This is a genomic window from Miltoncostaea oceani (genome assembly GCF_018141545.1).
GTDB lineage: Bacteria > Actinomycetota > Thermoleophilia > Miltoncostaeales > Miltoncostaeaceae > Miltoncostaea > Miltoncostaea oceani.
On sequence record NZ_CP064356.1, the window covers coordinates 2,337,270 to 2,359,041 of the forward strand.

The window sequence follows — 21,772 nt, forward strand, 5'->3', positions numbered from 1 at the left end:
GTCTCTAGGGTCCCCGGTCATGCGCATCGTCCCCCGCCACGGCGGCTGGCTCGAGGTCGTCTGCGGGCCCATGTTCTCGGGGAAGTCCGAGGAGCTCATGCGCCGGCTGACCCGCGCCACCATCGCCCGGCAGCGCGTCGAGCTGCTGCGCCCCGCCGCCGACACCCGCCACGGCCCGGACGAGCTCGTCAGCCACGCCGGGCAGCGGATGGACGGCCGCCGCATCGCCGACCTCGACCAGATCGCCGCCCTCGAGGCCGACGTCATCGGGTTCGACGAGGTGCAGTTCTTCCCCGAGGGGATCGTCGACGTCATCGACGACCTCACGCAGCGCGGGGTACGGGTCGTCTGCTGCGGCCTCGACATGGACTACCGCCGGCGCCCGTGGCCCGTCACGCAGGCCCTGCTCGCCCGGGCCGAGTTCGCCGACAAGCTCCAGGCCGTCTGCCTCGTCTGCGGGGGTCCGGCCACGCTCAGCCAGCGCCTCGAGGCGGACGGATCGCCGGCCAGCGACGCCGGTCCGACCGTCGAGATCGGCAACGGGGAGCGGTACGAGGCGCGCTGCCGGGCGTGCTTCCGCAGCGGCGCCTGAGCGGGCCCGGCGGAACACCGGGCGCACACGTCGCCTGGACCGCCGCCACGGCCCGGGCGTAGGGTCGGTCCACCCGGACGGAGGGGCGGTGCGATGGGCGCGTACCAGGAGACCTACGACCGCTGGCGGGCCGACCCCGAGGCGTTCTGGGACGCCGCGGCGCAGGCGATCGAGTGGGACCGCGCGCCCGACGCCGTGCTCGACCGCACGCGCGCGCCCCTCTACGACTGGTTCCCCGGCGGCCGCCTGAACACCTGCGCGAACGCCCTCGACCGCCACGTGCGCGACGGCCGCGGCGAGCAGATCGCCCTCATCCACGACAGCCCGGTGACGGGGCGAGCGTCGTCGTGCACCTACCGCGAGCTGCGGGACGAGGTCGCGCGCGTCGCGGGGGCCTTCGCGCGCCTCGGCGTCGGCCGCGGCGACCGCGTCGTCATCTACATGCCGATGGTGCCCGAGGCGGTGATGGCGATGCTCGCCTGCGCGCGGCTCGGGGCGATCCACTCGGTCGTCTTCGGGGGGTTCGCGGCGTCGGAGCTGGCGTCGCGGATCGAGGACTCCCGGCCGGCGCTGATCGTGTCGGCGTCGTGCGGGGTCGAGCCGGGGCGCATCGTCGAGTACGGCCCCCTCCTCGACCGGGCGCTCGCCCTCGCCGACGTCCCGCCGCCGCCCTGCGTGATCCTCCAGCGCCCCGAGCACCGGTCGACGATGACGACGGGTCGCGACGTGACGTGGGAGGAGGCCCTCGACGGCGCGCCCCCCGCGGACCCCGTCCCCGTCGCGGCGACCGACCCGCTCTACGTGCTCTACACCTCCGGGACGACGGGACTGCCGAAGGGCATCGTCCGCGACAACGGCGGGCACGCCGTCGCGTTGCGGTGGTCGATGGAGGCCGTCTTCGGGGCGCGCCCCGGCGACGTCTTCTGGGCGGCGTCCGACATCGGGTGGGTCGTCGGCCACTCGTACATCGTCTACGGGCCGCTGCTCGCCGGATGCACGACCGTCCTCTACGAGGGGAAGCCCGTCGGGACGCCCGACGCCGGCGCGTTCTGGCGGGTCTGCGCCGCCCACGGGGTCGACGTCATGTTCACCGCGCCGACCGCGATCCGCGCGATCAAGCGGGTCGACCCGCGGGGGGAGCTCGCCGCGGCGTACGACCTGTCGCGCCTGCGGGCGCTGTTCCTCGCGGGGGAGCGGTGCGACCCCGACACCCTCGCGTGGGCGGAGCGCCTCCTCGACCGCCCCGTGATCGACCACTGGTGGCAGACCGAGACGGGGTGGCCGGTCGCGGCGAACTGCCTCGGCATCGAGGCCCTGCCGGTGAAGCCCGGGTCACCCGCGAAGGCGGTCCCGGGGTACGAGATCACCGTGCGCGGCGAGGACAACGATGAGGTGGCCGCCGGGGAGATCGGCGCGATCTGCCTCACCCTGCCGCTGCCGCCCGGGTGCGCGCCGACGTTGTGGGGGAGCGACGAGCGGTGGATCGAGGCGTACCTGACGCGCCACCCCGGCCACTACATGACCGCCGACGCCGGCTACCTCGACGAGGACGGCTACCTCTACGTCATGAGCCGGATGGACGACATCATCAACACCGCCGGCCACCGCCTCTCGACGGGGGCGATGGAGGAGGTGCTGTCCGGTCACCCCGACATCGCGGAGTGCGCCGTCGTCGGCCTCTCCGACCCGTTGAAGGGTCAGGTGCCGGTCGGGTTCGTGGTGCTGAAGGCCGGCGTCGACCGCCCCGAGGCCGAGGTGGCCGCCGAGCTCGTGGCCCGGGTGCGCGACGAGATCGGGCCGGTGGCCTCGTTCAAGGAGGCCCGCACGCTGCGGGGGCTGCCGAAGACGCGCTCCGGCAAGGTGCTGCGCGGCACGATCCGCCGGATGGGCGACGGCGAGGAGTGGCGGATGCCGGCGACGATCGAGGACCCCGCCGTGCTCGACGACGTGCGGCGGGTGCTGGCGGAGATGGGGCGGCCGGAGGCGCCGCCGCCGAGCGGCTGACGGCGGGGCGGACCGGCGGGACGGCCCGCGCCCGGCCCGCCGGCCGCTCCGTGGGCCGTCCGTGGCCCGTGGGTCGCCGTCCGTGGCGCGGGACCCGTCCGTGGGTCGACCGTGCCGTCCGTGGCGTGACCGGCCCATCCGTGGGCCGGTTCCCTCCGCGTCCCGGTGGACCGGGCGTGGTGGGGGTCTGATCCGTCCATCGGCGGGGCGGCCGCCGGATCGATCGTCCGATCGGTCGAACGACCGGATGAACCCGCGGTCACGACACGACGGTGACCGGCACGCCCGGGGCGATGCGCGCCGCGAGCCAGGTGATCGCCGCGTCGTCGAGGCGGACGCAGCCGTGCGAGACGGCCGTGCCGAGCAGACCCCCGACGCCCATGCGCCCGTGCAGCGCGATCTGGCCCGGCCCTCCCGCGAACTCCTGCAGCACACCCGAACGGGCGCTCAGCGCCAGGGCGAACGGTCCGCCGGCGCGGTCGGCGGGCATGCGGACGTTCTCCTCCACGAACCACGTCCCCCGCGGCGTCGGCGTGGACGGCGCGCCCACCACGACGCGCACCGAGCGCCGCAGCCGGCCGGCGTGCCAGACGCGGAGGCGCCGGTCCGAGAGGTCGACGACGAGGTGCCAGGCGGTCGTGCGCACCCGCGTGCCGCGCGCGCTGATCCAGCCGGCCCGCACGGGGGCGGCGCGCCCGATGACGCGGCCCGGCAGGCGCACCTTCAGCCACCCGCCACCGCGGGCGTCGACCGCGTGGGCGAGGACCGGGAGCACCGTCCGCGTCCCCGTGATCGGCCGCCGGTCGCGGACGAGGCCGACCTGCCGGCCGGCGGCGTCGGGACGCGCCCGCGCCGGGTGGGTGCCGCGCACCTCGGTGACCTCCTGCCGGGGGGGCGGGGCGGGCGCCGGGGCCGCCACGGCCACGGGGGTGACCGTGGCCGTGGCGGCGAGGAGCAGGCAGGCGGCGACCGCCGGCCGTCTCACCCTCGGGACGGGGACGGCATCAGCCGGTGAAGCCGCCGGGACCGCGCGGCGGCAGCGAGACCGACGGCGGGGTGACGACGGCCTGGGCGGGTGCGCACGCCTGGTAGCGCAGGCGGCGGGTCACGGCCGGCGTGGCGTCGGTGAAGGTGATCCGCGCGGTGAGCACGCGGACGCCGGCGCGGGCGCGCACCATCGTCGCGAACGGGCCGGCGGTGCGCCGCGCGATGCGGCGGCCGTCGAGCGAGAACACGACCGAGCGGATCCGCAGGCCCGTCACGACGGCGCGGAAGTTGCGTGCGACGCAGCGGGACGTGCCGTACCGGGCGATCGTGCGGGCGACGGCCCGGGGCGACGTGGTGAAGAGGCTCGACCCGTTGCGGGCGTCGAGGGAGCCGCCGCCGGGGGTGCCGGGGGCGCCGGGCCCACCGGGGCCGGAGCCGTCACCGGGGGTGGCGTTGCGGGGGGTGACGGGGGTGGAGCAGCGGCCGACGGTGATCGTGTCGTTGATCAGCGTGACCGCGCCGTTCCGGGCCAGGGCGCGGCCCCGGACCGTGACCGCGTCGTTCATCGAGATCGACGTCAGCGCCAGGATGTTGCCGGCGAACGTCGAGGACGTCCCGAGCGTCGCGGAGCTGCCGACCTGCCAGAAGACGTTGCAGGGCTGGGCGCCGTTGATGAGGCTCACCCGGCTGGCGCTGGCGGTGGTCAGGCTCGACGCGGCCTTCAGGATGAAGACGGCGTCGGGGTCGCCCTGCGCGTCGAGCGTCAGGGTGCCCGTGAGGCCGAGCGCGGAGGCGGAGGCGTACACGCCGGCGGTGAGCGTCAGCCCACCCAGCTCGGACGGGACCGCGAGGGCGGGGGTGCGGCCCGCGGCGTCGTCATAGGCGAGGGTCAGGTCGCTCGTCGCCTGGGCCGCCTCGGCGTCGGCGGCGTGGACGGTGCCGTTGATCGTGCCGGGCGGGAAGCCGGAGATCGCGGTCCCCGGGCTGAGGCCGACGTCGCCGTTGATCGTCGAGGGCCCGGTGTTCGTGATGGCGGAGCCGGCGATCACGGCGTAGGAGTCGGCGGTGCCGAGCCCCACGGGGGGCTGGGCGGCGAGCGCCGCGGACGACGTCAGGGCGAACCCGGCGAGGGCGGCGGCGAGGGTGACCACCCGGAGGGGGCGTCGCCCGCGGACGCGGTCCGGGGCGGGGGTCGGTGCGGTGGTCATCGGGCGTCCCTCTCGGTCGTCACGGCGGTCGCCGGGGGAGGCGATCCGATCGGGGTGCCGCGTCGCCGCGGCGGCCCACACCGGGGTCATCGACGGCGGGGGACGTCCGATCGCCATCCGATCGGATCATCCGATCGGATGATCCGGGCGCGGAGCCGCCACGATCGGGGGTGATCCCGGACGGTCGCCCCCGGGGCCACCGTCCGCTCCCCCCGGACGCACCCCTCGCTAGTCTCGGGGCGATGCGCGAGCCCGTGAACGGTGACGACCACGCGCTGCTCCGGACCGCCGCCCACCTCGGCCGGGTCGGCGGCTGGGCGATCCACCTCCCCGGCCGGGAGGTCTACTGGTCCGAGCAGATCTTCGAGATCCTCGACTGGCCGTCGCCCGAGCAGGCCGCCCTCCCGGAGGCGCTCGACCTGTACGTCCCCCCGCACCGGGACGCGGTGGACGCCGCCGTCGAGCGGTGCGCCGCCGACGGGACGCCGTTCGACCTGGAGGTGGAGATGCGCACCGCGGCGGGCCGGTCCGTCTGGGCGCGGGTCGTCGGCGCCGCCGAGCGCGACGCGTCCGGGGTGATCGTCCGGCTCGCCGGGGCGCTGCAGGACATCACCGGCCAGCGCCGCGCGGCGGCCCTCCTCGCCGCGAGCGAGGAGCGGTTCCGCTACATCGCCCACGCCGCGGCCGACGCGATCTGGGACTGGGACCTCGCGACCGACGACGTGTGGTGGAGCGCGGGCATGCGGACCCTGTTCGGTCACGAGATCGGCGAGGTCGCCACGGTCGAGGGGTCGTGGACCTCCCGGATCCACCCGGACGATCTCGGGCGCGTCGTCTCCGGCGTCGAGGCCGTGATCGCGGGCGGGGACGGCGAGTGGATGGACGAGTACCGGTTCCTCCGCAGCGACGGCACGTACGCCACGGTCACCGACCGGGGACTGGTCATCCGCGACGACGCCGGCACACCCGTCCGGATGGTGGGCGGCATGCGCGACGTGACGGAGGCCCGCGCCCGGCAGGAGCGCCAGCGCCAGTCGCAGCGCCTCGAGGCGCTCGGCCAGCTCACCGGCGGCGTCGCCCACGACTTCAACAACCTGCTGACGGTGATCCTCGGGAACTCCGAGCTGCTCCGGTCCGACCTCGCCCGCTGGCCCGAGCTGCAGGAGCTGGCGACGATGAGCGCGGAGGCGGCCCGCCGCGGCGCCGACCTCACCCGGGGCCTGCTCGCGTTCGCCCGCCGCCAGCCGCTGACGCCGAGCGCGGTCGACGTGAACGCCCTCGTCCGGGGCATGGAGCCGATGCTGCGACGGGCGCTCGGACCGGGCGTCGCGGTCGTGCCGGATCTCGCCGAGGGCCTGCCGCCGGCGCGGGTCGACGCGTCGCAGCTCGAGATCGCCCTCCTCAACCTCGCCATCAACGCACGGGATGCGATGCCCCGCGGCGGGCGCCTCACGATCTCGACGTCCGCGGCGCCGGCGGCCGAGGGGGCGCCCGGGCAGCCGGCCGCGGGGGACGCGGTCGTCGTGCGGGTGGCGGACACCGGCGTCGGCATCGTCCCGGAGGACCTCGGCCGGGTCTTCGACCCGTTCTTCACCACGAAGGAGGCCGGCGGGGGGTCCGGGCTGGGCCTGAGCATGGTCTACGGCTTCGCCGCCCAGTCGCAGGGGCACGTCACGATCGCGTCGGAGCCGGGCCGGGGCACGACGGTGGGCCTCCACCTGCCGCGCGACGCGGCGGCGGCGCCCCCGGCGGCACCCCCTCCCCCGCCCCCCGCGCCCCCGCGGGGCGCCGAGGGCGTGCTCGTCGTCGACGACGAGGCGCTCGTGCGCCGCTACGCGGGCGAGCAGCTCCGGGCGCTGGGGTACCGCGTCCGCGTCGCCGCCGACGGGGCGGAGGCGCTCGCCGTGCTCCGCGGCCGCGACCCGGTCGAGCTGCTGTTCACCGACCTCGGGATGCCGGGCATGGACGGCCGGACCCTCGCCGGGGCGGCCCTCCGGTTGCGGCCGGGCCTGCGGGTGCTGCTGACCTCCGGCGGCGCGGACCTGGAGGACGGGGACGTCGGCGACGACGGCCCCGCCGTCCTGCCGAAGCCCTACGGCGGCGCGGAGCTGGCCGCCGCGGTCCGGGCGGTCCTCGACACGCCGGTCAGGCGGGGAGCGTCCAGTCCATCGGCGGGCGCCCCATCTCCGCACGCAGCGCGTCGAAGCGGCTGAACGGACGCGACCCGACGAAGGGCACGGGCGGGCGGCGGGCCGACAGCGGCGAGGGGTGGTTGGAGACGATCGCCCGGTGGCGGTCGTCGAGCAGCGGCAGGACGAGCGACTGGGCGTGGGTGCCCCAGCAGATGAAGACGAGCCCCTCGTGGCGGCGCACGATCTCGCGGAGCAGGTGGCGGGTGACGTCGTGCCACCCGGAGCGCGCGTGGGCGCCGGCGACCCCGACGGCGGTCGTGGCGGCGCTGTTCCAGAGCAGCAGCCCGTGGCGGGCCCACGGCTCCAGGTCGGCCCGCGGGGGACGGGGCCGCCCGAGGTCCTCCGCGTACTCGGCGAGGATGGTGCGCGCCGATGGCGACATCTCGCCGTCGGGAAGGTCGAAGGCCAGACCCGTCGGCTGCCCCGCCCGGGGGTAGGGGTCCTGGCCCACGGCGGCGCCGGTGAGGCGGTCCGGGTGGCAGAGGTCGAGCGCCCGGAGGATCCGGCCCCGGTCGGGGTGCCACGGGCGGCCGGCCTCCTCCTCGGCGCGCAGGTAGGCGTCGACCCGCTCGAGCGCGTCGCAGCCCGCGAGGTACGGCGTCCACGGGGGCGGGACGAGGTCCCGCAGGGGGACGTCGGACGGCACGCCGCTCAGGCGGTCGCGGGGATCTCCGGGGGGAGGTCCCCCGCCGGCTCCACCTCGGCGGCCGAGAGCTCGTGCCGGACCCGGAGGTCGAAGTAGAGGTACGCCATCGTGAGGGCCGCGAACGGCAGCGCCGTGACGTAGACGAGCGCGGCGATCATGTTCACGAGGTCGAACGCGGCGCCGGTGACGAGCAGGGCAAGCACGCCGACGACGGGGCCGGACAGGAGCGCGAACCCGGTCACGCCGAGGACGACGGCGGCGACGCGCCACCAGTGGCCCCGGGTGAGCGCCGAGCTGCGCCGCAGCAGCGCGATCGGGGACCCGCCCTCGACGGATGCGACGACGCCGATCAGGGACCAGCGCACGAGCAGGAACACCGCGACGGGCACCAGCACGATCGTGAGGTCGAGGAGCACCTGGACCCCGACGACGATGAGCAGGGCGAGCACGAGCGGCTGCAGCCGGCCGAGCACCGAGCGGTACGCGGTGAGTGCGGTCACGGGCCGTCCCGCGTCGATCTCGACGAGGGCGCGGGCGGCGGCGGCCTGCACCACGGCGAACCCGAGGAACGTGAACGCGAGGCCGACCCCGAGCGCGAGGACGTCGACGAAGGCGTTCGTCTCACCCGCCTCCTCCACGAGGGGGGCGAACACCGCGACCCGGAACAGCAGCCACTGGATGAAGGTGATCAGGATCCCGACCGGGACGAACAGCAGCCCGATCCCGAGGAACACCCGCGGATGGCCGCGCATCACGCGGGCCGAGGCGGTGAGCAGCTGCCCCCACGCCCGGCGGCGCGCGATCCGCAGCGGCGCCCCCGGCTCCCAGTGGGTGCGCGACAGGGCCCACAGCAGGAGGACGACGAGCCCGCCGATGACGAGGGCGGAGCGGCCGGGGTTGACCTTCACCTGGCGCAGGACCTCCGACCCGATCGCGACGACGCTGCAGAACACGTCGGTGGCCGACGTGTTCACCGAGCCCCCCGCCGGGACGTCGAAGCTGGTGTCGCGCCAGCTCTCCTGCGCCCACGTGAACGGCTGGGTCCACTGGGTCTTCATGTTCGGGCCGGTCGGGCCGTTGAAGAACGAGCGCTGGCGCTCGCCCCACCGTCCCTCGAACGCGAGCCACGGGTACGCCTCGAGGTAGGCGTCGCGGTCGGTGGGGATCGTGCGGACGACGGGACGGACGGTCGACGAGGGTCCGAGCGTGTTGTCGCACCCCACCCCCTCCGCCTGGCTGCGCATGAGGTAGAGCCGCGACTCGTAGAAGTTGGCCTGCGACCCCGCCGCCGGGTAGACGACGGGGTGGGTGCCGTCGACGACCTCCAGCTTCTCGTCGCCCCAGGCGGCCCGCTCGGCGCTGGAGTGCTGGCTGTAGCCGACCTCCGTCGGTCCCCGCTCCAGGGCCTCGGCCGGCGTCGCGGCGTCGAAGACGATCTGGATCATCTCCCAGTCGCCCTCGTGCTTGTTGTTCCAGTCGTTGAAGACGTAGTAGAACCAGTACTGGAGCGCGAGCCGGCCGGGGTGGCCGTCCTCGGTGACGACGCGCGCGTAGGTGGTGGGCGTGCCCTCCGCCTGCAGGCGCGCCTCCCACTCCTCGTAGGTGCACCCCGGGTCGAGCGTGTCCCCGGGGAAGTCGAGGTGGTGCTCCCACAGCCCACGCCGCAGGTCGGACCCCTCGGGTCCGATGGCGACGAGGTCGGTCCCGTCCCACGGACCGCGCAGCGCGACCTCCTCGTTGCCGAGGAGCAGGTCGATGTCGATCGGCTCGTAGGGGACCCCGCCCTCGCAGGAGTCCGGCTGCTCCCGCAGCCGCACGATCGGCGCGTACGCCTCCGCCAGCGCGACCTCCGCCGGGGTCGCGGCCGCCGGCGCCGACGGTTCCTGTGCCGCGGCCCGCGCGGTGGGCCACCCCGCGAGCAGGGCGACGGCGGCCGCGACGAGCACGGCGACGCCCGCGAGGCGCGCGGCCGGCAACCGGCGCCGGGGGGCGGTTGTGCGGTTCATCGGCGGCCACGATACCCGGGGGCGTGGGCGGCGGGGAACCCCTGCGGCGCCCCCGTCGGCTGATCCCCGTCCCCCCGGCGCCCGTGGACGGGGCACGGCGGTGGTCCCGCCGGACACGCCCCGGACCTCGGCGACGTCATGGGGGATCGGCCCCCGGCGCATCGGTGCGCGCCACGCCGCCACCCTCGGGAGCCGCCACCGTGTCGATCCACACCGCCCCCTCCGCCATCCCGGCGGCTCGCCGGTTCGACCGTCCAGGGGACGGCGAGGCCCTCGACCGGGTGCTCCGGGAGGGCGGGGTGCACGCCGTCTACCAGCCGATCGTCGACCTGGCGTCCGGCGCGACGGTCGCGGTGGAGGCCCTCGCCCGGGGCCCGCGCGGCGGCGACCTGGAGGCCCCGGTCGCGTTGTTCGCCGCGGCCCGGGAGCACGGCCGGGCGGCGGAGCTGGAGGAGCGGTGCCAGATGGCGGCGGTCACCGGGGCCCGTCGCGCCGGCATCGCGGTCCCCCTCTTCCTGAACGTGGAGGCGGAGCTGCTGGAGCACGACCTGGGGGAGCCTGGCGCGGGCCGCCGCGATCCTCGGCGGGCGCGTCCCCCTCGTCGTCGAGATCACCGAGAGGGCGCTCACCGCGCGCCCGTCGGAGCTGATCGCGTTCCTCGCCCGCGTGCGGCGGATGGGGTGGGGGGTCGCGCTCGACGACGTCGGCGTCGACCCGTGCTCCCTCGCCCTGCTGCCCGTGGTGCGGCCGGACGTGGTGAAGCTCGACCGCAGCCTCCTGCAGGGGCCCCGCAGCCGGGACACGGCCGCGATCCTGCGCGCCGTCGCGGCCGAGTGCGAGCGCACGGGGGCCCTGATGCTCGCGGAGGGCATCGAGGACGGCGGTCACCGCCGGCTGGCGGCGGCGTCGGGTGCCGTGCTCGGCCAGGGCTGGTACTTCGGCCGGCCGGGGCCCCTCGCCGCGGGGGTGCGGACGGGGTGGCGGCCGCCGCGGCTGCCGGAGCTGCACGCGGCGACGGACGGGTCGACGCCGTTCACGGTGGTCGCCGCGGGACGTGCCGTCCGCCGGGCGGGGTGGCGCACCCTGCTGGAGGTCAGTGACGTCCTCGAGACCCACGCCCGCCACCAGGGTCCCGAGGCGCTGGTGGTGTCGGCGTTCCAGGATGCGTCGCGGTTCACCCCGCGGACGGCGGAGCGGTACCGCCTCCTCGCGCGGGACGCGGCGTTCGTCGCGGCCCTCGGCGTCGGGATGGCGCGGACGCCGGTGGCGGGGGTGCGGGGCGCGACGTTGCGCCCCGACGATCCCCTGCGCGGGGAGTGGAGCGTCGTCGTCCTCGGCCCCCGCTTCGCGGGGGCCCTCGTCTCGCGGGAGGTGCCGGACGACCGACCCGGCCGTCCCGTGTTCGACTTCGCGGTCACCTACGACCGCGACCTCGTCGTCCGCGCGGCCACCGCGCTCCTGCGGCAGGTCGTCCGGCACGACGCCTGACGGGCCCCGTCGCGGCGCGCGGAACGGCCACGGGGACGGACGACCGTGGGCGCTCCGGAGGCTCAGTCGAGGAGAGGGGGCCGGCGCCGGTCGGAGGGCGGGACTCCCGACGATAGGACGCCCTCCCGCACCCCCGTCGCCGTGTCCGTGTCGACTCCGCGCCGTCCCCGAGCCACCTCCCGGCACGGACCACGGCGGAGCGACCGCGTCGCCGGCCCAGTCCCCGTGAATGTTCGATCGGCCCCGCCTCCGAGGTCCGATTGGCCGACGCCCCGAGGTCCGCTTGGCCAGGAGCGAGATCCGATGCAGGGACGAGCCAGGGCCGGCCCCGGGACGCCTGGGGTGGGCCGATTGGCCGCGACCGCGAGGTCCATTTGGACGCAGACCCGCACGGACGTGCTCGGCGAACCGGTTCCCACGGGCGCCGGGCTCGTCACGGATCGGTCGGTCGGAGGGCCGAGGTCCATTTGGCCGGCACGCCCGGGTCCATTTGGACCCGACCTCGAGATCCGATGGGCCGGGACGGAAGGTGGCCGGCCCCCGGTCCCCGTGGGGGTCGGTCAATTGGCCGACGCAGCGAGGTCCATTTGGCCGCAGACCCCGCAGGACGACAGGGCGAACCGGTTCCCGGGCGGTCAGGGTCACCGTGGTCGATCAGCCGGCGAGCCGAGGTCCGATCGGCCGAGCGAACCAGGGACCGGCCGATCGAGGACCGATCCCACCGCCATCGAGGGGTTGGCGAATTGACCGGTGCGCCGAGGTCCATTTGGACCATGACGGCGACGCGGGCCCCGGGACGCGATCCGGGCCTCGATGGCGACGGCCGCCCCCCCGGGTTCAGCTCAGGGCGGCCCTCAGGCGTTGCCGGCGGGTGGGGGTCCGCGTGAGGGAACCGAGCGCTCGGGCGAGGCGGTCGTGGGCGTCGAGCTCGGCCTCGACGGGGGCGACGACCAGGTCCGCGCCGACGACCTCGACGCGCCGTCGCAGCGCCCTCCCCGCGGCCCGGCCGCGGCGGCGCGCGGAGGCGCCGTTCACGAGGCGGGCGACGAAACCGGCGACGACCCCGGCGAGGGCTCCGCCGAGCAGCAGGGCCGTCGGCACCGGGATGCCCCACACCTCGGGAAGCGGCACCACGTCCTCGATCCTCAGCAGGCGCAGGCCGGCGAGCGCCACCAACCAGAGCGCGCCGGCGGCGACGACCAGCGCGAACACCCACTGGAGCGCCCCCGCGGCCGCCCACCACCGCGGCGCGCCCACCCCGAGGTCGGTGCCGGCCACGGCGCGGTCCAGGGCGTCCGGCAGGGCGTCACGCGAACCGAGGGCGGCGTCGCGCACCAGGCCCGGCCACGGGGCGGGCAACCCGTCGGACACCCCCGCGGCGAGGGCGCGGGCCGCGTTCTCGACGCCCGCGAGCGCCGCCGGGGACGGCGGGGCCATCGAGGTCCGCACCGCCTCCTGCGGGGACTCGGGCAGACGCAGCCGGCGCAGCGGATCGGGCCGCAGGCGCCGGACCCAGCGGACGAACGGCCACCCGGTCGCGAGGACACCGCGGCGCCGGTGCGCGCGCTCGACGGCGTCGACGACGGTCGGGGCGCCCGCGGCGACGGCGAGCGCGTCGACGAGGCGGTCGCGGGCGGCGCCGTCGACGCGGCGGGCGCCCTCCGGTCCGCACGACGCCGCGAGGGCCGCGGCGGTCGCGTCGACGTCGGCGTCGAGCCGCACCAGCGCCGCCTCCCGGGCGGCGACCCGCTCCGCGACGAGGCGGCGGACCGCGTCCACGCCCTCCCCCGTCCGCACCGACGCGGCGAGCACCGGGACGCCCGGGAGGTCATCGTCGGCGAGGAGACGCACCAGGTCCCCGCGGGCCCGGTCGCGGTCGCCGGCCGCCAGCAGGTCGACCTGGTTCAGCACCACCGCCATCGCGGCGGAGTGGGAGGCGAGACGGCGGAGGTAGCGGTCGTGCCACGCCGCGTCCGCGTACTTCTGGGGGTCGGTGACCCACACGACGAGGTCGACGAGGCCGACGAGCCGGTCGACCTCGGTGCGGTGGGCGCCCTCGACGGAGTCGAAGTCCGGCAGGTCGACGAGCACCAGCCCGTCGAGCGCCGGGTCGGCGGGGGCGCGGTGGCGGCGGCCGACCTCCAGCCAGTCGAGGAGGGCGGGGTTCGCCTCGCCCCACAGGGCGGCCGACGCCGCCGACGTCGTGGGACGGCGGCGGCCGGCGGTCGCGACCTCCTCCCCCACCAGCGCGTTGAACAGCGACGACTTGCCCGCCCCCGTCGGTCCGGCGAGGGCGACGACGGTGGACGCGAGGCCGAGGCCGAGGCGCGTACCGGCGCGGTCGACGACGGCGCGGGCGGGGCCGACGACGTCCTCCTCGAGGCGCCCGGTCGCGGCGGTGACGGCGTCGCCGAGCGCGGCGAGCCGGCCCTCGAGGTCGCTCACACCCGGGCCCGCAGCAGCGCCGCCCGTGCCTCCAGCAGGGCGGCGAGGGCGTCCGGGGTCGCGACGACCGGTTCGAGGAGGGCCTCGAAGCGTGCTGCCTCGGCCGCCATCACGGCGCGGACGCGGGTGAGCAGGTCGTCGCGGGCGCGGGCGGCGAGGGAGCGGACCGCCTGGTCGCCGAAGATCGCCTCCAGCACCTTCTGGCCGACCGCGGACGTGCCGCCGGCGACGACGACCTCGGCGCCGGTGAGCCCGCCGGTCTGCACGAACACGGCGAGCATCACGGTGAGGCCGGCCCCGTTGACGCCGAGCGACGCGAGCCGGGCGGTGGAGCGCTTGTCGGCGCCCTCGGTGCGCACGAGGTCGAAGACGTGGCCCTGCCACGCACGCACCTCGCGCTCCAGCTCCTCGCGCAGGCCGGGGGATGCGCCGTCGAGGCCGGCCTGCGCGGCGCCGAGCGCCCGGCCGGCGGGGTCGTCGTGCCACGCCCGGGTCGCGCGTTCGGCGGCCCGCTCCGCCGCGGCGCGGACGAGGGCCTCGACGCTGGTCTCGACGGCGGCGGCGACCTCCTCCTCGGGCCTGCGGCCCGAGAACGCCTGCTTGATGCGGTCGCGCGCCCGGCTGACGGTCGACTCGAGGCCCCGCATGACGTCGCCGGTGCCGACCACCTCGTGCCACCGCGCGAGCACCTCGCCGCGCAGCAGCGCCCCCCCGCGCAGGGCGTCGTCGACCTCGCGGACGGCGCGGTCGTAGGCGCCGTCGACCTCGGAGCGCAGCCGCCGGGCGGCGGTGTCCTCCTCCCCCACCGCGCGCTCCACGGCGGCGACGCGCGGGCCGACGCTGCCCATCGCGCCGGCGAGCGTCCGCTGGATCAGCGCGGCGCGGGCCTGCGCGTCCGCGGCGAGGGCGTCGAGCCACCGGCGGACGGGGGCGAGGGCCTCGTCCGGCAGCATCCCGCGCTCACCCAGCTCCGCCTCGGGAACGACGAGCAGCTCGGTGTCCCCCAGCCCGCGGTCGGCGAGCATCGCCCGCAGGTGCACGGAGATCTCGTCGCCGGCGTCGTCGGGGACCCGGTCGAGCACCAGGGCGAGCGCGGTGCCGCGTTCGCGGGCGGCGTGCAGCAGCTCCCACGGGACGGCGTCGGCGTAGCGGGCGGCGGTGGTGACGAACAGCCACGCGTCGGCGGCCGCGAGCAGCTGGCGCGCGAGGGCGCGGTTCTCCTCCCGCACCGAGTCGACGTCGGGCGAGTCGAGCAGCGCGAGACCGGCGGGCAGGGCGTCGGTGGGTGCGAGCACCAATGTCCCGGGTCCCACCTCCCCACCGGTGACGCGCGCGAGCCCCGGTAGGACGCGGTCGTCGGCGAACCACGGCACGTCGGCGGGGTTGAGGGCGAGCACGGGGGCGCGCGTCGTGGGCCGCAGGACCCCGGCCGCGGACACCTCCGCCCCGAGGAGGCTGTTGACGAGCGTGGACTTGCCGGCGCCCGTGGAGCCGCCGACGACCATCAGCAGGGGCGCGTCCCGTTGCCGCAGCCGCGGGAGGAGGTAGTCGTCGATCTGCGCGACGAGGGCGTCGCGCACCCGCCGGCCCTCCTCCGACCCCGCGATCTCCAGGCCGAGTCGTACCCGCTGCAGCGCGTCACGCGCCTGCTCGAGCGCGGCGACGGGTCCGTCGGGTGCCGCGGGGGATGTCATCGCCGCACGGTACCCCTCCGGGGGGCGCGGCGAACCGCTCCCGCCCGGATCGCGTTCGCACGCCCGTCGACGACGACGGCCGGCCCCGGGGGGGCCGGCCGCGTCCGATGCGCGTGAGAGGACTCGAACCTCCACATGGTTGCCCATACAGCGACCTGAACGCTGCGCGTCTACCAATTCCGCCACACGCGCGTGGGGCCAGGGGAGGATACCGGTTCCCCCGCCGGGTGCGCGCACCCGGGCGCCGCCCCGGCCCGCGGACGGCCCCGATCGCGCCTCCGGCACCGGGCGGGGTGGTGCTCCGGGGACGGGCCGGGAATAGACTCGCGGGGTCACCGGGAGCCGCCGATGTCGCTGCCACCCAGCGTGTTCCGCGAGGACCCGTCGCAGTTCGACGGGAGGGGCCTCGGTCGGCGCGACCCGGCGTACATCCGGGAGCTGCTGCCGGTGATGGAGCTGTTCTACCGGTACTACTTCCGCGCGTCGGCGACCGGGCTCGAGAACCTGCCGCGGACGGGGCCCGCGCTCGTCGTCGGGAACCACAGCGGCGGGATCATGACCCCCGACACCGCCATGACGCTGCACGCGTGGATGACGGCGCTCGGACCGGAGTCGCCGGTCTACGGGCTGGTGCACCCCGCGATCTTCGGGATCCCCTGGCTCAACGTGCACACCATGAAGATCGGGGGCATCAGCGCCCACCCCCGGCAGGCGATGGAGGCCCTCGACGACGGGGCCGTGGTGCTCGTCTACCCGGGCGGCGGCGACGAGGTGTACCGCAGCTACGCCCGCCGCAACGAGGTCGACCTGATGGGCCGCACCGGGTTCATCAAGCTGGCGGTCCGCCACGGCGCGCCGATCGTCCCGCTGGTCGCCGTCGGCGGGCACGAGACGCTGATCGTGGTGCACGACGGCGAGGGCCTCGCCCGCCGGCTCGGCCTCGACCGCCGCGGGCTCCCCCGGTTGCCGGTGGCCCTCACCTGGCCGTGGGGCGTCAGCGTCGGCTTCACCTACAACATCCCCTTCCCGGCGCGGATCGACATCCGCGTCGGGGAACCGATCGACCTCGGCGTCGGGCCCTCCGACATGCGCGACCGCCGCGTGGTGCGCGCCTGCTACGAGCGGGTCGAGGGCCGGATGCAGGAGATGATGGACGAGATGGTCGCCGCCCGGGCATGACCTCGGCCGCCCGCACCGCCACCGGGTCCTCCATGCGCGACAAGGAGCGGGCGGGCCGGGAGGGGTCCGGCCACGACCTCTTCTTCGAGACGCTCGCCCGGTACCGCGAGGAGGTCCTGGAGGAGCTGCGGGCGCTCATCCCCGACAACGGGTACCGGGGCGTCCTCTACGACCTGATGCTCGAGTACCCCCTGCGCGAGGGGAAGGGGTTCCGGCCCGCCCTGTGCCTCGCGACGTGCCAGGGCTGCGGGGGGCGCCTCGCCGACGCGGTCACCTCCGCCGCCGCCCTCGAGCTGTTCCACAACGCGTTCCTGATCCACGACGACCTGGAGGACGGGTCGCTGGACCGCCGCGGCCGGCCGACCCTCCACGCCACCCACGGCGTCGCGATCGCGGCGAACGTCGGCGACGGGATGAACGTGCTCGCGCTCGGGACGCTGCTGCGCAACGTGGAGATCATCGGGCTGCAGCGGGCGCTCGCCACGGTGCGGGAGGCGGAGCGGATGGCGCGGGAGTCGGTCGAGGGCCAGGCCATCGAGCTGGACTGGATCCGGCGCAACAGCCCGGACCTCGGGGTGCGCGACTACCTGACGATGTGCCGCAAGAAGACCTGCTGGTACACGTGCATCGCCCCGATGCGGATCGGGGCGCTGATCGCGGGGGTCCCGCCGGCCCGCCTGCGCGCGTTCGACGGGTTCGGCTTCCACGTGGGGGCGGCGTTCCAGATCCAGGACGACGTGCTGAACCTGACGGCGGAGGAGGACCTCTACGGGAAGGAGATCGGCGGGGACATCGCGGAGGGCAAGCGGACGGTGATGGTCGTGCACGCCCTGCGCACCGCGCGTCCGCGCGACCGGGCCCGCCTGCTGCGCATCTACGGCAAGGAGCGCCGGGACAAGACCGACGCCGAGATCGCGTTCGTCCGCGCGACGATGGACGCGTGCGGGTCGATCGACTTCGCCCGCGCCCTCGCCCACCGGCTCGCGCTGCGGGCGGAGGCGTCGTTCGAGCGGGACCTCCGCTGGATCCCGTCGTCGCCCCACCGGCGCTTCCTCGGGCAGATGATCGACTACATGGTCACGCGGCGGATGTAGGCGCCCCGGGAGCCACGGCCCGGTAGTCGTCGAGCAGCAGCCGCACCCCCGCGGAGCGGACGGCCCCGTCGACGAACGCCACCAGCGCGCGCGCCAGGGCGAGCGCCGTCCCGAGGTCGCCGCGCACGTCCAGCCGGCCCGCCTCGACGGCGCCGAGCAGGTCGAGCCGCCCGTCGATCAGGTCGAGCACCACCCCCTCGCCCGCGGTGACCCACCCCGACGGGGGCCGCGTCCCGCGCCGGCGCACGCGCACCCGGTCGCCGTGCACCTCCACGGTGACGCGCTCGCCGCCGACGTCGAGGCGGGTGGCGCCGGCGCGCAGCTCGTCGACCAGGCGGTGGAACGCCGCCGGGGCCTCGGCCTCCAGCAGCACCAGCGCCCGCCGCAGGAACACGGCGGTGGTCGCGTCCGGCGGCGGCGCGCCCGCCATGTCAGGCGCCCATGAACTCGACGACGGCGCGGGCGCGGAACGCGACGTCGCGACCGGCGACGCGGCCGTCGACGTCCATGTCGCCGACGACCTCGGCGAGGCGGACGAACCCCGTCCCCATCTCGCTCGGCACGAGGACCTCGATCGCGTCGTCCGGGACGAACCGGAGCGCGAGGCCGTCCGCGCCGTCCCCGGCCTCCGCCTCCAGCACCGCGGGGATGCCGGACGCGGCGCCCTGGGCCAGCAGCCCCATCACGCCGGGCACCCGCGGCGGCGGCGGGCCGCCGCGGCGTCCCCGCATCCGCGCCCGCAGGTCGTGGCGGGTGAACACCCGCACCAGGTCGGACCCGCTCCAGACCGACAGCGTGTGCTCCTTCGCGACGGCGCCGCCCCGGTCGGACGTCCGGTCGTAGACGACGGTGAGGGGCGGGCCGTCCGGGCCGCCGGCGGGTTCGCGCGCGACGCCCCACTGCCAGCCGAAGTCCTCGCCCCACCACCACCGGCCCCAGTTGTGGTCGTGGTAGCCGCGCCAGCCGTCGAGGGCGCCCCGCCGGCCCGGCAGGCGGGCCACCCCCTCCACCGTGAGGTCGGGGACGATGAGCCAGTTTACGTGCCCGCTGCCGACGGGCGTGTCGTGCCAGATCATCGCGGGCGCCGCCGCGGGGGTGAGCACCGCCCGCACCGCCACCGAGCGGTCGCGCAGCGCCGCCGACACGTGGTATCGGCCGCCCCGGTAGCCGACGCGCTGGCGCCCCACCCGCAGCGCGGGCGAGCGCGCCGACAGGCGGGCGTCACCGCCGTCGTAGAGGTCGACGCCCCCCGCCCACCCCCCGGGTCCGTGCGCGAGGAGCACCACCTTCGCCTGGCCGCCCCCGGATCCCGCCAGGTCGCCGTCGACGCTGAGGTTGACGATCACGGTGCGGTCGCCGCCGTCGAACAGGACGAAGTGCTGCCACTCCTTGTACCGGACGGCGTCCGGCGCCCCCGGCTCGGGCGGGTGCAGCCGGTCGGCGACGGACAGGACCATGCCGGCGGAGGTCGTCACCGCAGCAGCGGGCCGTCGTCGTGGCGGGCCGGCGGGACCCACGGGTCCGGGGGCCCGGCGCCGAGGGCGTCGTCGGCGAGCGCGACGAGCCCCAGCATCGCGAGCAGGAACGGGTCGCGCTCGTCGAACTCGTCGTCGTCAGGCACGCCCGGCCGTCCCGACGGTCACCCGCAGCGCCGGTCCCGGCGGCGCGGCGTCCTCCGCGGCGAGCAACGCCAGGATGTCGTCGGCCATCGCGCGCGGCGAGCCCGGCCCCCGGTCCGCGCCGGTCAGGAACAGGCCGAGGCCGGCCGCGTCCCAGCGGGCCCGGCCGTCGCGCGCCAGCGACCCCTCGCGCAGCACGTGCCGCCACCTCTCGCCGGCGGGCGTCGCGGCGAAGCGGCGACCCTCGTCGATCAGGGCGAGCAACAGGCCCCGCAGCAGCGCCCGCTCGAGGCGATCCCCCCCGCCCGCGGCCCCCGCGGGGACACCGACGACGCGCAGGACGGGGGGCGCGGTCACGTCCCCTCCCCGGCCGGTCGCCTCGCCGCCCGCGTCGTGGCCGCCGGTCTCCCGGTCGCGGGTCTCTTCGTCGCGGCCGTCTTCGCCGCGGGTTTCTTCGCCGCAGGCTTCTTCGCCGCAGGCTTCTTCGCCGCGGGCTTCTTCGCCGCGGGCTTCCCGGCCGCGGGGGTCCGCGCGGCGGGGGCCGGGGCGGGGCGGTCCTCCACGTCGAGGCGCACCGCGATGCGGACCGCGTCGACGCCGGCGGCGGAGATGGTGCTGCGGTGGGTCGTGCCGGGCTCGAGGTCGGCGGGGACGGGCACGATCACCGTCACGGGGACCTCCTGCCCCGGGGTGAGCTCGGCCCGGGGCGGGTCGAAGGCGACGGCCGGCCGGGTGACGTCGTCCGACCCGTCGCGGCGGAACGGACCGGCGACGAGCTCCACGGTCATCACCGTGGTCGTGGTGTTCTCGACCCGGAACGCGGCCCGCGCGGTGCCGCCGGGCGGGGCGGCGAGGCGCATCTCCGGGTCCTCCGCCGCCGGCGTCGCCTCCTCCGCGGGCCCGGCGCCGAGGAGGGCCCGTGTGCGCTCGTGGAACTCGGCCGTCATGTCCACGAGGGCGGAGTAGTACTCGAGGTGGAGCCGCACGAGCTCCTTAACGACCCCGTCGCCGGGGGGAGCGGCCGCCACCGCCGCCGCTCCCCCCGCCGGGCGGCCACCGTTTGCATCCGCATGCCAGCGGCCGAGGAGGTCCGCGCCACCCCGGATCGCCGCGAGGTCGGCCTTCAGCTTGCGGGCGACGAGGTCGCCCACCATCCGCCGCACCTCCGGGTCACCGAGGATCACCCCGAGACCGGTCGGATCGGGCGGCAGGCCCGACATCACCGCGCCGGTCGGGCGGGCGACCTCCGCCGGGGGCCGGGCGGCGCGTCGCCCGCGCAGCACACGCCGAACGTCGGGGCGCGCCCGTCGGGGCGCACCCGCAGGCGCACCCTCAGGACCTGCGGGTCGCAGCACCTCGACGTCACCGTGACGGTCGACGTGTACTCGTACCCGGTGCCGAACGCGGGCGTCACCTCGACGCCGATCACGACGAGCCCGCTCGCGGTCTCGAGCAGGTCGAGGGTGCCCGGGTCGATGGTCGGCACGCCCCCGGCGACGCCGTCCTCGCGCAGCAGCGGCCCGGCGCTCAGCACCAGGGCGCGGCGCCGGCCGGAGCGGTTGCGCAGCATCACCGGGATGCGGATCGTCTCGCCCACGAACGCGTCGCGCGTCACCGTGCCGAGGTGGGGGTCGCAGTCGTGGTGCTCGACCGGGCGGCACACGGCGAGCCGCAGCCCCGCGGCGTCCGCGAGCGTCCACGTCGTGCTGCGGATCTGGCGCAGGTTGCGGTGGACCACGCCGGGCAGCCCGCCCCTCCCCCGCGCCAGCGGTCGCGCGCTCACGGCCGTGGCCGCGGCGCCGCGCGGCGGGTCCGTGGCCGGGACGGGGCCGGCGCGACCGGCTCGGGGGCCTCGTCGGCGGCGACGCCCTCGGCGGTCACCTCCACCAGCAGCGCGGCGCCGACGAGTCGCAGCAGCCCCGAGTAGGTGCGCCCGGCGGCCATGTCCGGCGGCAGGTGCAGCTCCAGGTCGACGGCGCGCGTCGCGCCGGGTTCGATCGCGGCGGGCTCGGCGGCCCGCACCCGCATGCGGTCGACGCGCGTCCGGGCGATCCGGCGGACCGCCTCGTCGAGGACGGCCCGGTGGCCGTGCTCGCCCTCGGCGCGCAGCGCCCCCTCGAGGCTGCGGCAGACCCCGCCGCGCTCCTCGACGGTCACCGCCCCGAGGCGGTCGAGCGGGACGGGCACGTTCCCGAGGTTCGCCACCACGACCCGCGCGGTCACCGTCGTCCCGGGCGCCCCGCGCACCGCCAGCTCCGCGGGCGAGATGCGGGCCCGCGGGTGCGCGGCGACCTCGACGACCGCCGTCGTCCGGGCCCCGCCCACCACGACCTCCACCTCGTGGCGGCCGGGGGGCGTGCAGGGGTCGAGCCGCAGGCGGACGGGCACGCGCGCCGACCGCCCGGCCGGCAGGCGCGACATGACCGGGACGGTGCCCGCGCCGCCGGCGGCGTCCGGTCCGAGGGCGGCGCCCGAGACCTCGACGGTGCGCAGCAGCACGTCGTCCCTCCCGGCGTTCTCGACCTCCACGTGCCCGCTCACCCGGCGGGGCTGCCCCGCCAGCAGGGACGCGCTCGCGCGCACGGTGGGCTTCCGGGCCCGCGTGGTCGACATCGTCG

Annotated in this window: 19 protein-coding genes, 1 tRNA gene and 1 pseudogene; 7 read left to right on the plus strand and 14 right to left on the minus strand. The window is 76.8% G+C overall.

The window, feature by feature from the left end; all coding sequences use genetic code 11:
- Nucleotides 1–19: 19 nt before the first annotated feature.
- Nucleotides 20–592 carry a thymidine kinase gene (locus IU369_RS12020; RefSeq protein ID WP_217921223.1) on the plus strand — a complete coding sequence of 191 codons (573 nt, stop codon included), beginning with the start codon at nucleotides 20–22 and terminating at the stop codon, nucleotides 590–592.
- A gap of 93 nt (nucleotides 593–685) precedes the next feature.
- A complete protein-coding gene (locus tag IU369_RS12025) occupies nucleotides 686–2,596 on the plus strand; it encodes an AMP-binding protein (protein WP_217921224.1) in 1,911 nt (636 codons plus the stop codon).
- A 259-nt stretch (nucleotides 2,597–2,855) separates the two neighbouring features.
- Here the strand turns inward: IU369_RS12025 and IU369_RS12030 are convergent, their stop codons facing one another.
- Nucleotides 2,856–3,581 carry a L,D-transpeptidase gene (locus IU369_RS12030; RefSeq protein ID WP_217921225.1) on the minus strand — a complete coding sequence of 242 codons (726 nt, stop codon included), beginning with the start codon at nucleotides 3,579–3,581 and terminating at the stop codon, nucleotides 2,856–2,858.
- Nucleotides 3,582–3,600: 19 nt separating this feature from the next.
- A complete protein-coding gene (locus IU369_RS12035; protein ID WP_217921226.1) occupies nucleotides 3,601–4,791 on the minus strand; it encodes an ice-binding family protein in 1,191 nt (396 codons plus the stop codon).
- A gap of 242 nt (nucleotides 4,792–5,033) precedes the next feature.
- Here IU369_RS12035 and IU369_RS12040 point away from each other — a divergent pair, with 242 nt between their 5' ends.
- A complete protein-coding gene (locus tag IU369_RS12040) occupies nucleotides 5,034–7,004 on the plus strand; it encodes a hybrid sensor histidine kinase/response regulator (RefSeq protein WP_217921227.1) in 1,971 nt (656 codons plus the stop codon).
- Here the strand turns inward: IU369_RS12040 and IU369_RS12045 are convergent.
- Both IU369_RS12045 and IU369_RS23320 read right to left on the minus strand, forming a co-directional pair.
- Complete coding sequence (locus IU369_RS12045; protein WP_217921228.1) at nucleotides 6,937–7,629, minus strand: uracil-DNA glycosylase; 693 nt, start codon at nucleotides 7,627–7,629, stop codon at nucleotides 6,937–6,939. The two genes, IU369_RS12040 and IU369_RS12045, sit on opposite strands and share 68 nt — an antisense overlap.
- A 5-nt stretch (nucleotides 7,630–7,634) precedes the next feature.
- The gene (locus IU369_RS23320; RefSeq protein ID WP_246551253.1) at nucleotides 7,635–9,635 is read right to left on the minus strand and encodes a hypothetical protein; all 2,001 of its coding nucleotides are present in this window, start codon (nucleotides 9,633–9,635) and stop codon (nucleotides 7,635–7,637) included.
- 299 nt (nucleotides 9,636–9,934) lie between these two features.
- Between IU369_RS23320 and IU369_RS23845 the strand changes: the two are divergent.
- Nucleotides 9,935–10,120, plus strand: a pseudogene (locus IU369_RS23845) (EAL domain-containing protein); the annotation flags it as partial.
- Between the two features lie 163 nt (nucleotides 10,121–10,283).
- Nucleotides 10,284–11,123 (plus strand): sensor domain-containing phosphodiesterase, encoded by an 840-nt coding sequence (locus IU369_RS23600; protein WP_425516822.1) that lies wholly within the window; start codon nucleotides 10,284–10,286, stop codon nucleotides 11,121–11,123.
- 837 nt (nucleotides 11,124–11,960) lie between these two features.
- Here IU369_RS23600 and IU369_RS12060 read toward each other — a convergent pair.
- The 3 genes from IU369_RS12060 to IU369_RS12070 form a co-directional block, all read right to left on the minus strand.
- The gene (locus IU369_RS12060; RefSeq protein WP_217921230.1) at nucleotides 11,961–13,568 is read right to left on the minus strand and encodes a GTPase; all 1,608 of its coding nucleotides are present in this window, start codon (nucleotides 13,566–13,568) and stop codon (nucleotides 11,961–11,963) included.
- Nucleotides 13,565–15,262, minus strand: coding sequence for a GTPase family protein (locus tag IU369_RS12065; RefSeq protein WP_217921231.1), 1,698 nt, complete (start codon nucleotides 15,260–15,262; stop codon nucleotides 13,565–13,567). The genes IU369_RS12060 and IU369_RS12065 overlap by 4 nt, the downstream gene beginning before the upstream one ends.
- Before the next feature lie 108 nt (nucleotides 15,263–15,370).
- Nucleotides 15,371–15,454, minus strand: a tRNA-Leu gene (locus IU369_RS12070).
- A 156-nt stretch (nucleotides 15,455–15,610) separates the two neighbouring features.
- Between IU369_RS12070 and IU369_RS12075 the strand changes: the two genes are divergently transcribed.
- Nucleotides 15,611–16,441: a lysophospholipid acyltransferase family protein gene (locus IU369_RS12075; protein ID WP_217921232.1), complete on the plus strand. Its 831-nt coding sequence runs from the start codon at nucleotides 15,611–15,613 to the stop codon at nucleotides 16,439–16,441.
- Nucleotides 16,438–17,535 (plus strand): polyprenyl synthetase family protein, encoded by a 1,098-nt coding sequence (locus tag IU369_RS12080; RefSeq protein ID WP_217921233.1) that lies wholly within the window; start codon nucleotides 16,438–16,440, stop codon nucleotides 17,533–17,535. The genes IU369_RS12075 and IU369_RS12080 overlap by 4 nt, the downstream gene beginning before the upstream one ends.
- Here IU369_RS12080 and IU369_RS12085 read toward each other — a convergent pair.
- Genes IU369_RS12085 through IU369_RS12115 form a run of 7 tightly spaced genes read right to left on the minus strand, consistent with a single transcriptional unit; the run spans nucleotide 17,519 to nucleotide 21,767 of the window.
- Nucleotides 17,519–17,965 carry an SCP2 sterol-binding domain-containing protein gene (locus IU369_RS12085; protein WP_217921234.1) on the minus strand — a complete coding sequence of 149 codons (447 nt, stop codon included), beginning with the start codon at nucleotides 17,963–17,965 and terminating at the stop codon, nucleotides 17,519–17,521. The genes IU369_RS12080 and IU369_RS12085 overlap by 17 nt on opposite strands.
- Before the next feature lies 1 nt (nucleotide 17,966).
- Nucleotides 17,967–19,010 carry a hypothetical protein gene (locus IU369_RS12090; protein ID WP_217921235.1) on the minus strand — a complete coding sequence of 348 codons (1,044 nt, stop codon included), beginning with the start codon at nucleotides 19,008–19,010 and terminating at the stop codon, nucleotides 17,967–17,969.
- On the minus strand, nucleotides 19,007–19,156 hold the full coding sequence (locus IU369_RS12095) for a hypothetical protein (protein ID WP_217921236.1): 150 nt from the start codon (nucleotides 19,154–19,156) through the stop codon (nucleotides 19,007–19,009). Before IU369_RS12095 ends, IU369_RS12090 begins: the two co-directional genes overlap by 4 nt.
- A complete protein-coding gene (locus IU369_RS12100; RefSeq protein WP_217921237.1) occupies nucleotides 19,149–19,511 on the minus strand; it encodes a hypothetical protein in 363 nt (120 codons plus the stop codon). The genes IU369_RS12095 and IU369_RS12100 overlap by 8 nt, the downstream gene beginning before the upstream one ends.
- Complete coding sequence (locus tag IU369_RS12105) at nucleotides 19,508–20,437, minus strand: hypothetical protein (protein WP_217921238.1); 930 nt, start codon at nucleotides 20,435–20,437, stop codon at nucleotides 19,508–19,510. The genes IU369_RS12100 and IU369_RS12105 overlap by 4 nt, the downstream gene beginning before the upstream one ends.
- Complete coding sequence (locus IU369_RS12110; RefSeq protein ID WP_217921239.1) at nucleotides 20,374–20,937, minus strand: hypothetical protein; 564 nt, start codon at nucleotides 20,935–20,937, stop codon at nucleotides 20,374–20,376. Before IU369_RS12110 ends, IU369_RS12105 begins: the two co-directional genes overlap by 64 nt.
- A complete protein-coding gene (locus IU369_RS12115) occupies nucleotides 20,934–21,767 on the minus strand; it encodes a COG1361 family protein (protein WP_217921240.1) in 834 nt (277 codons plus the stop codon). The genes IU369_RS12110 and IU369_RS12115 overlap by 4 nt, the downstream gene beginning before the upstream one ends.
- Between the last annotated feature and the right edge of the window lie 5 nt (nucleotides 21,768–21,772).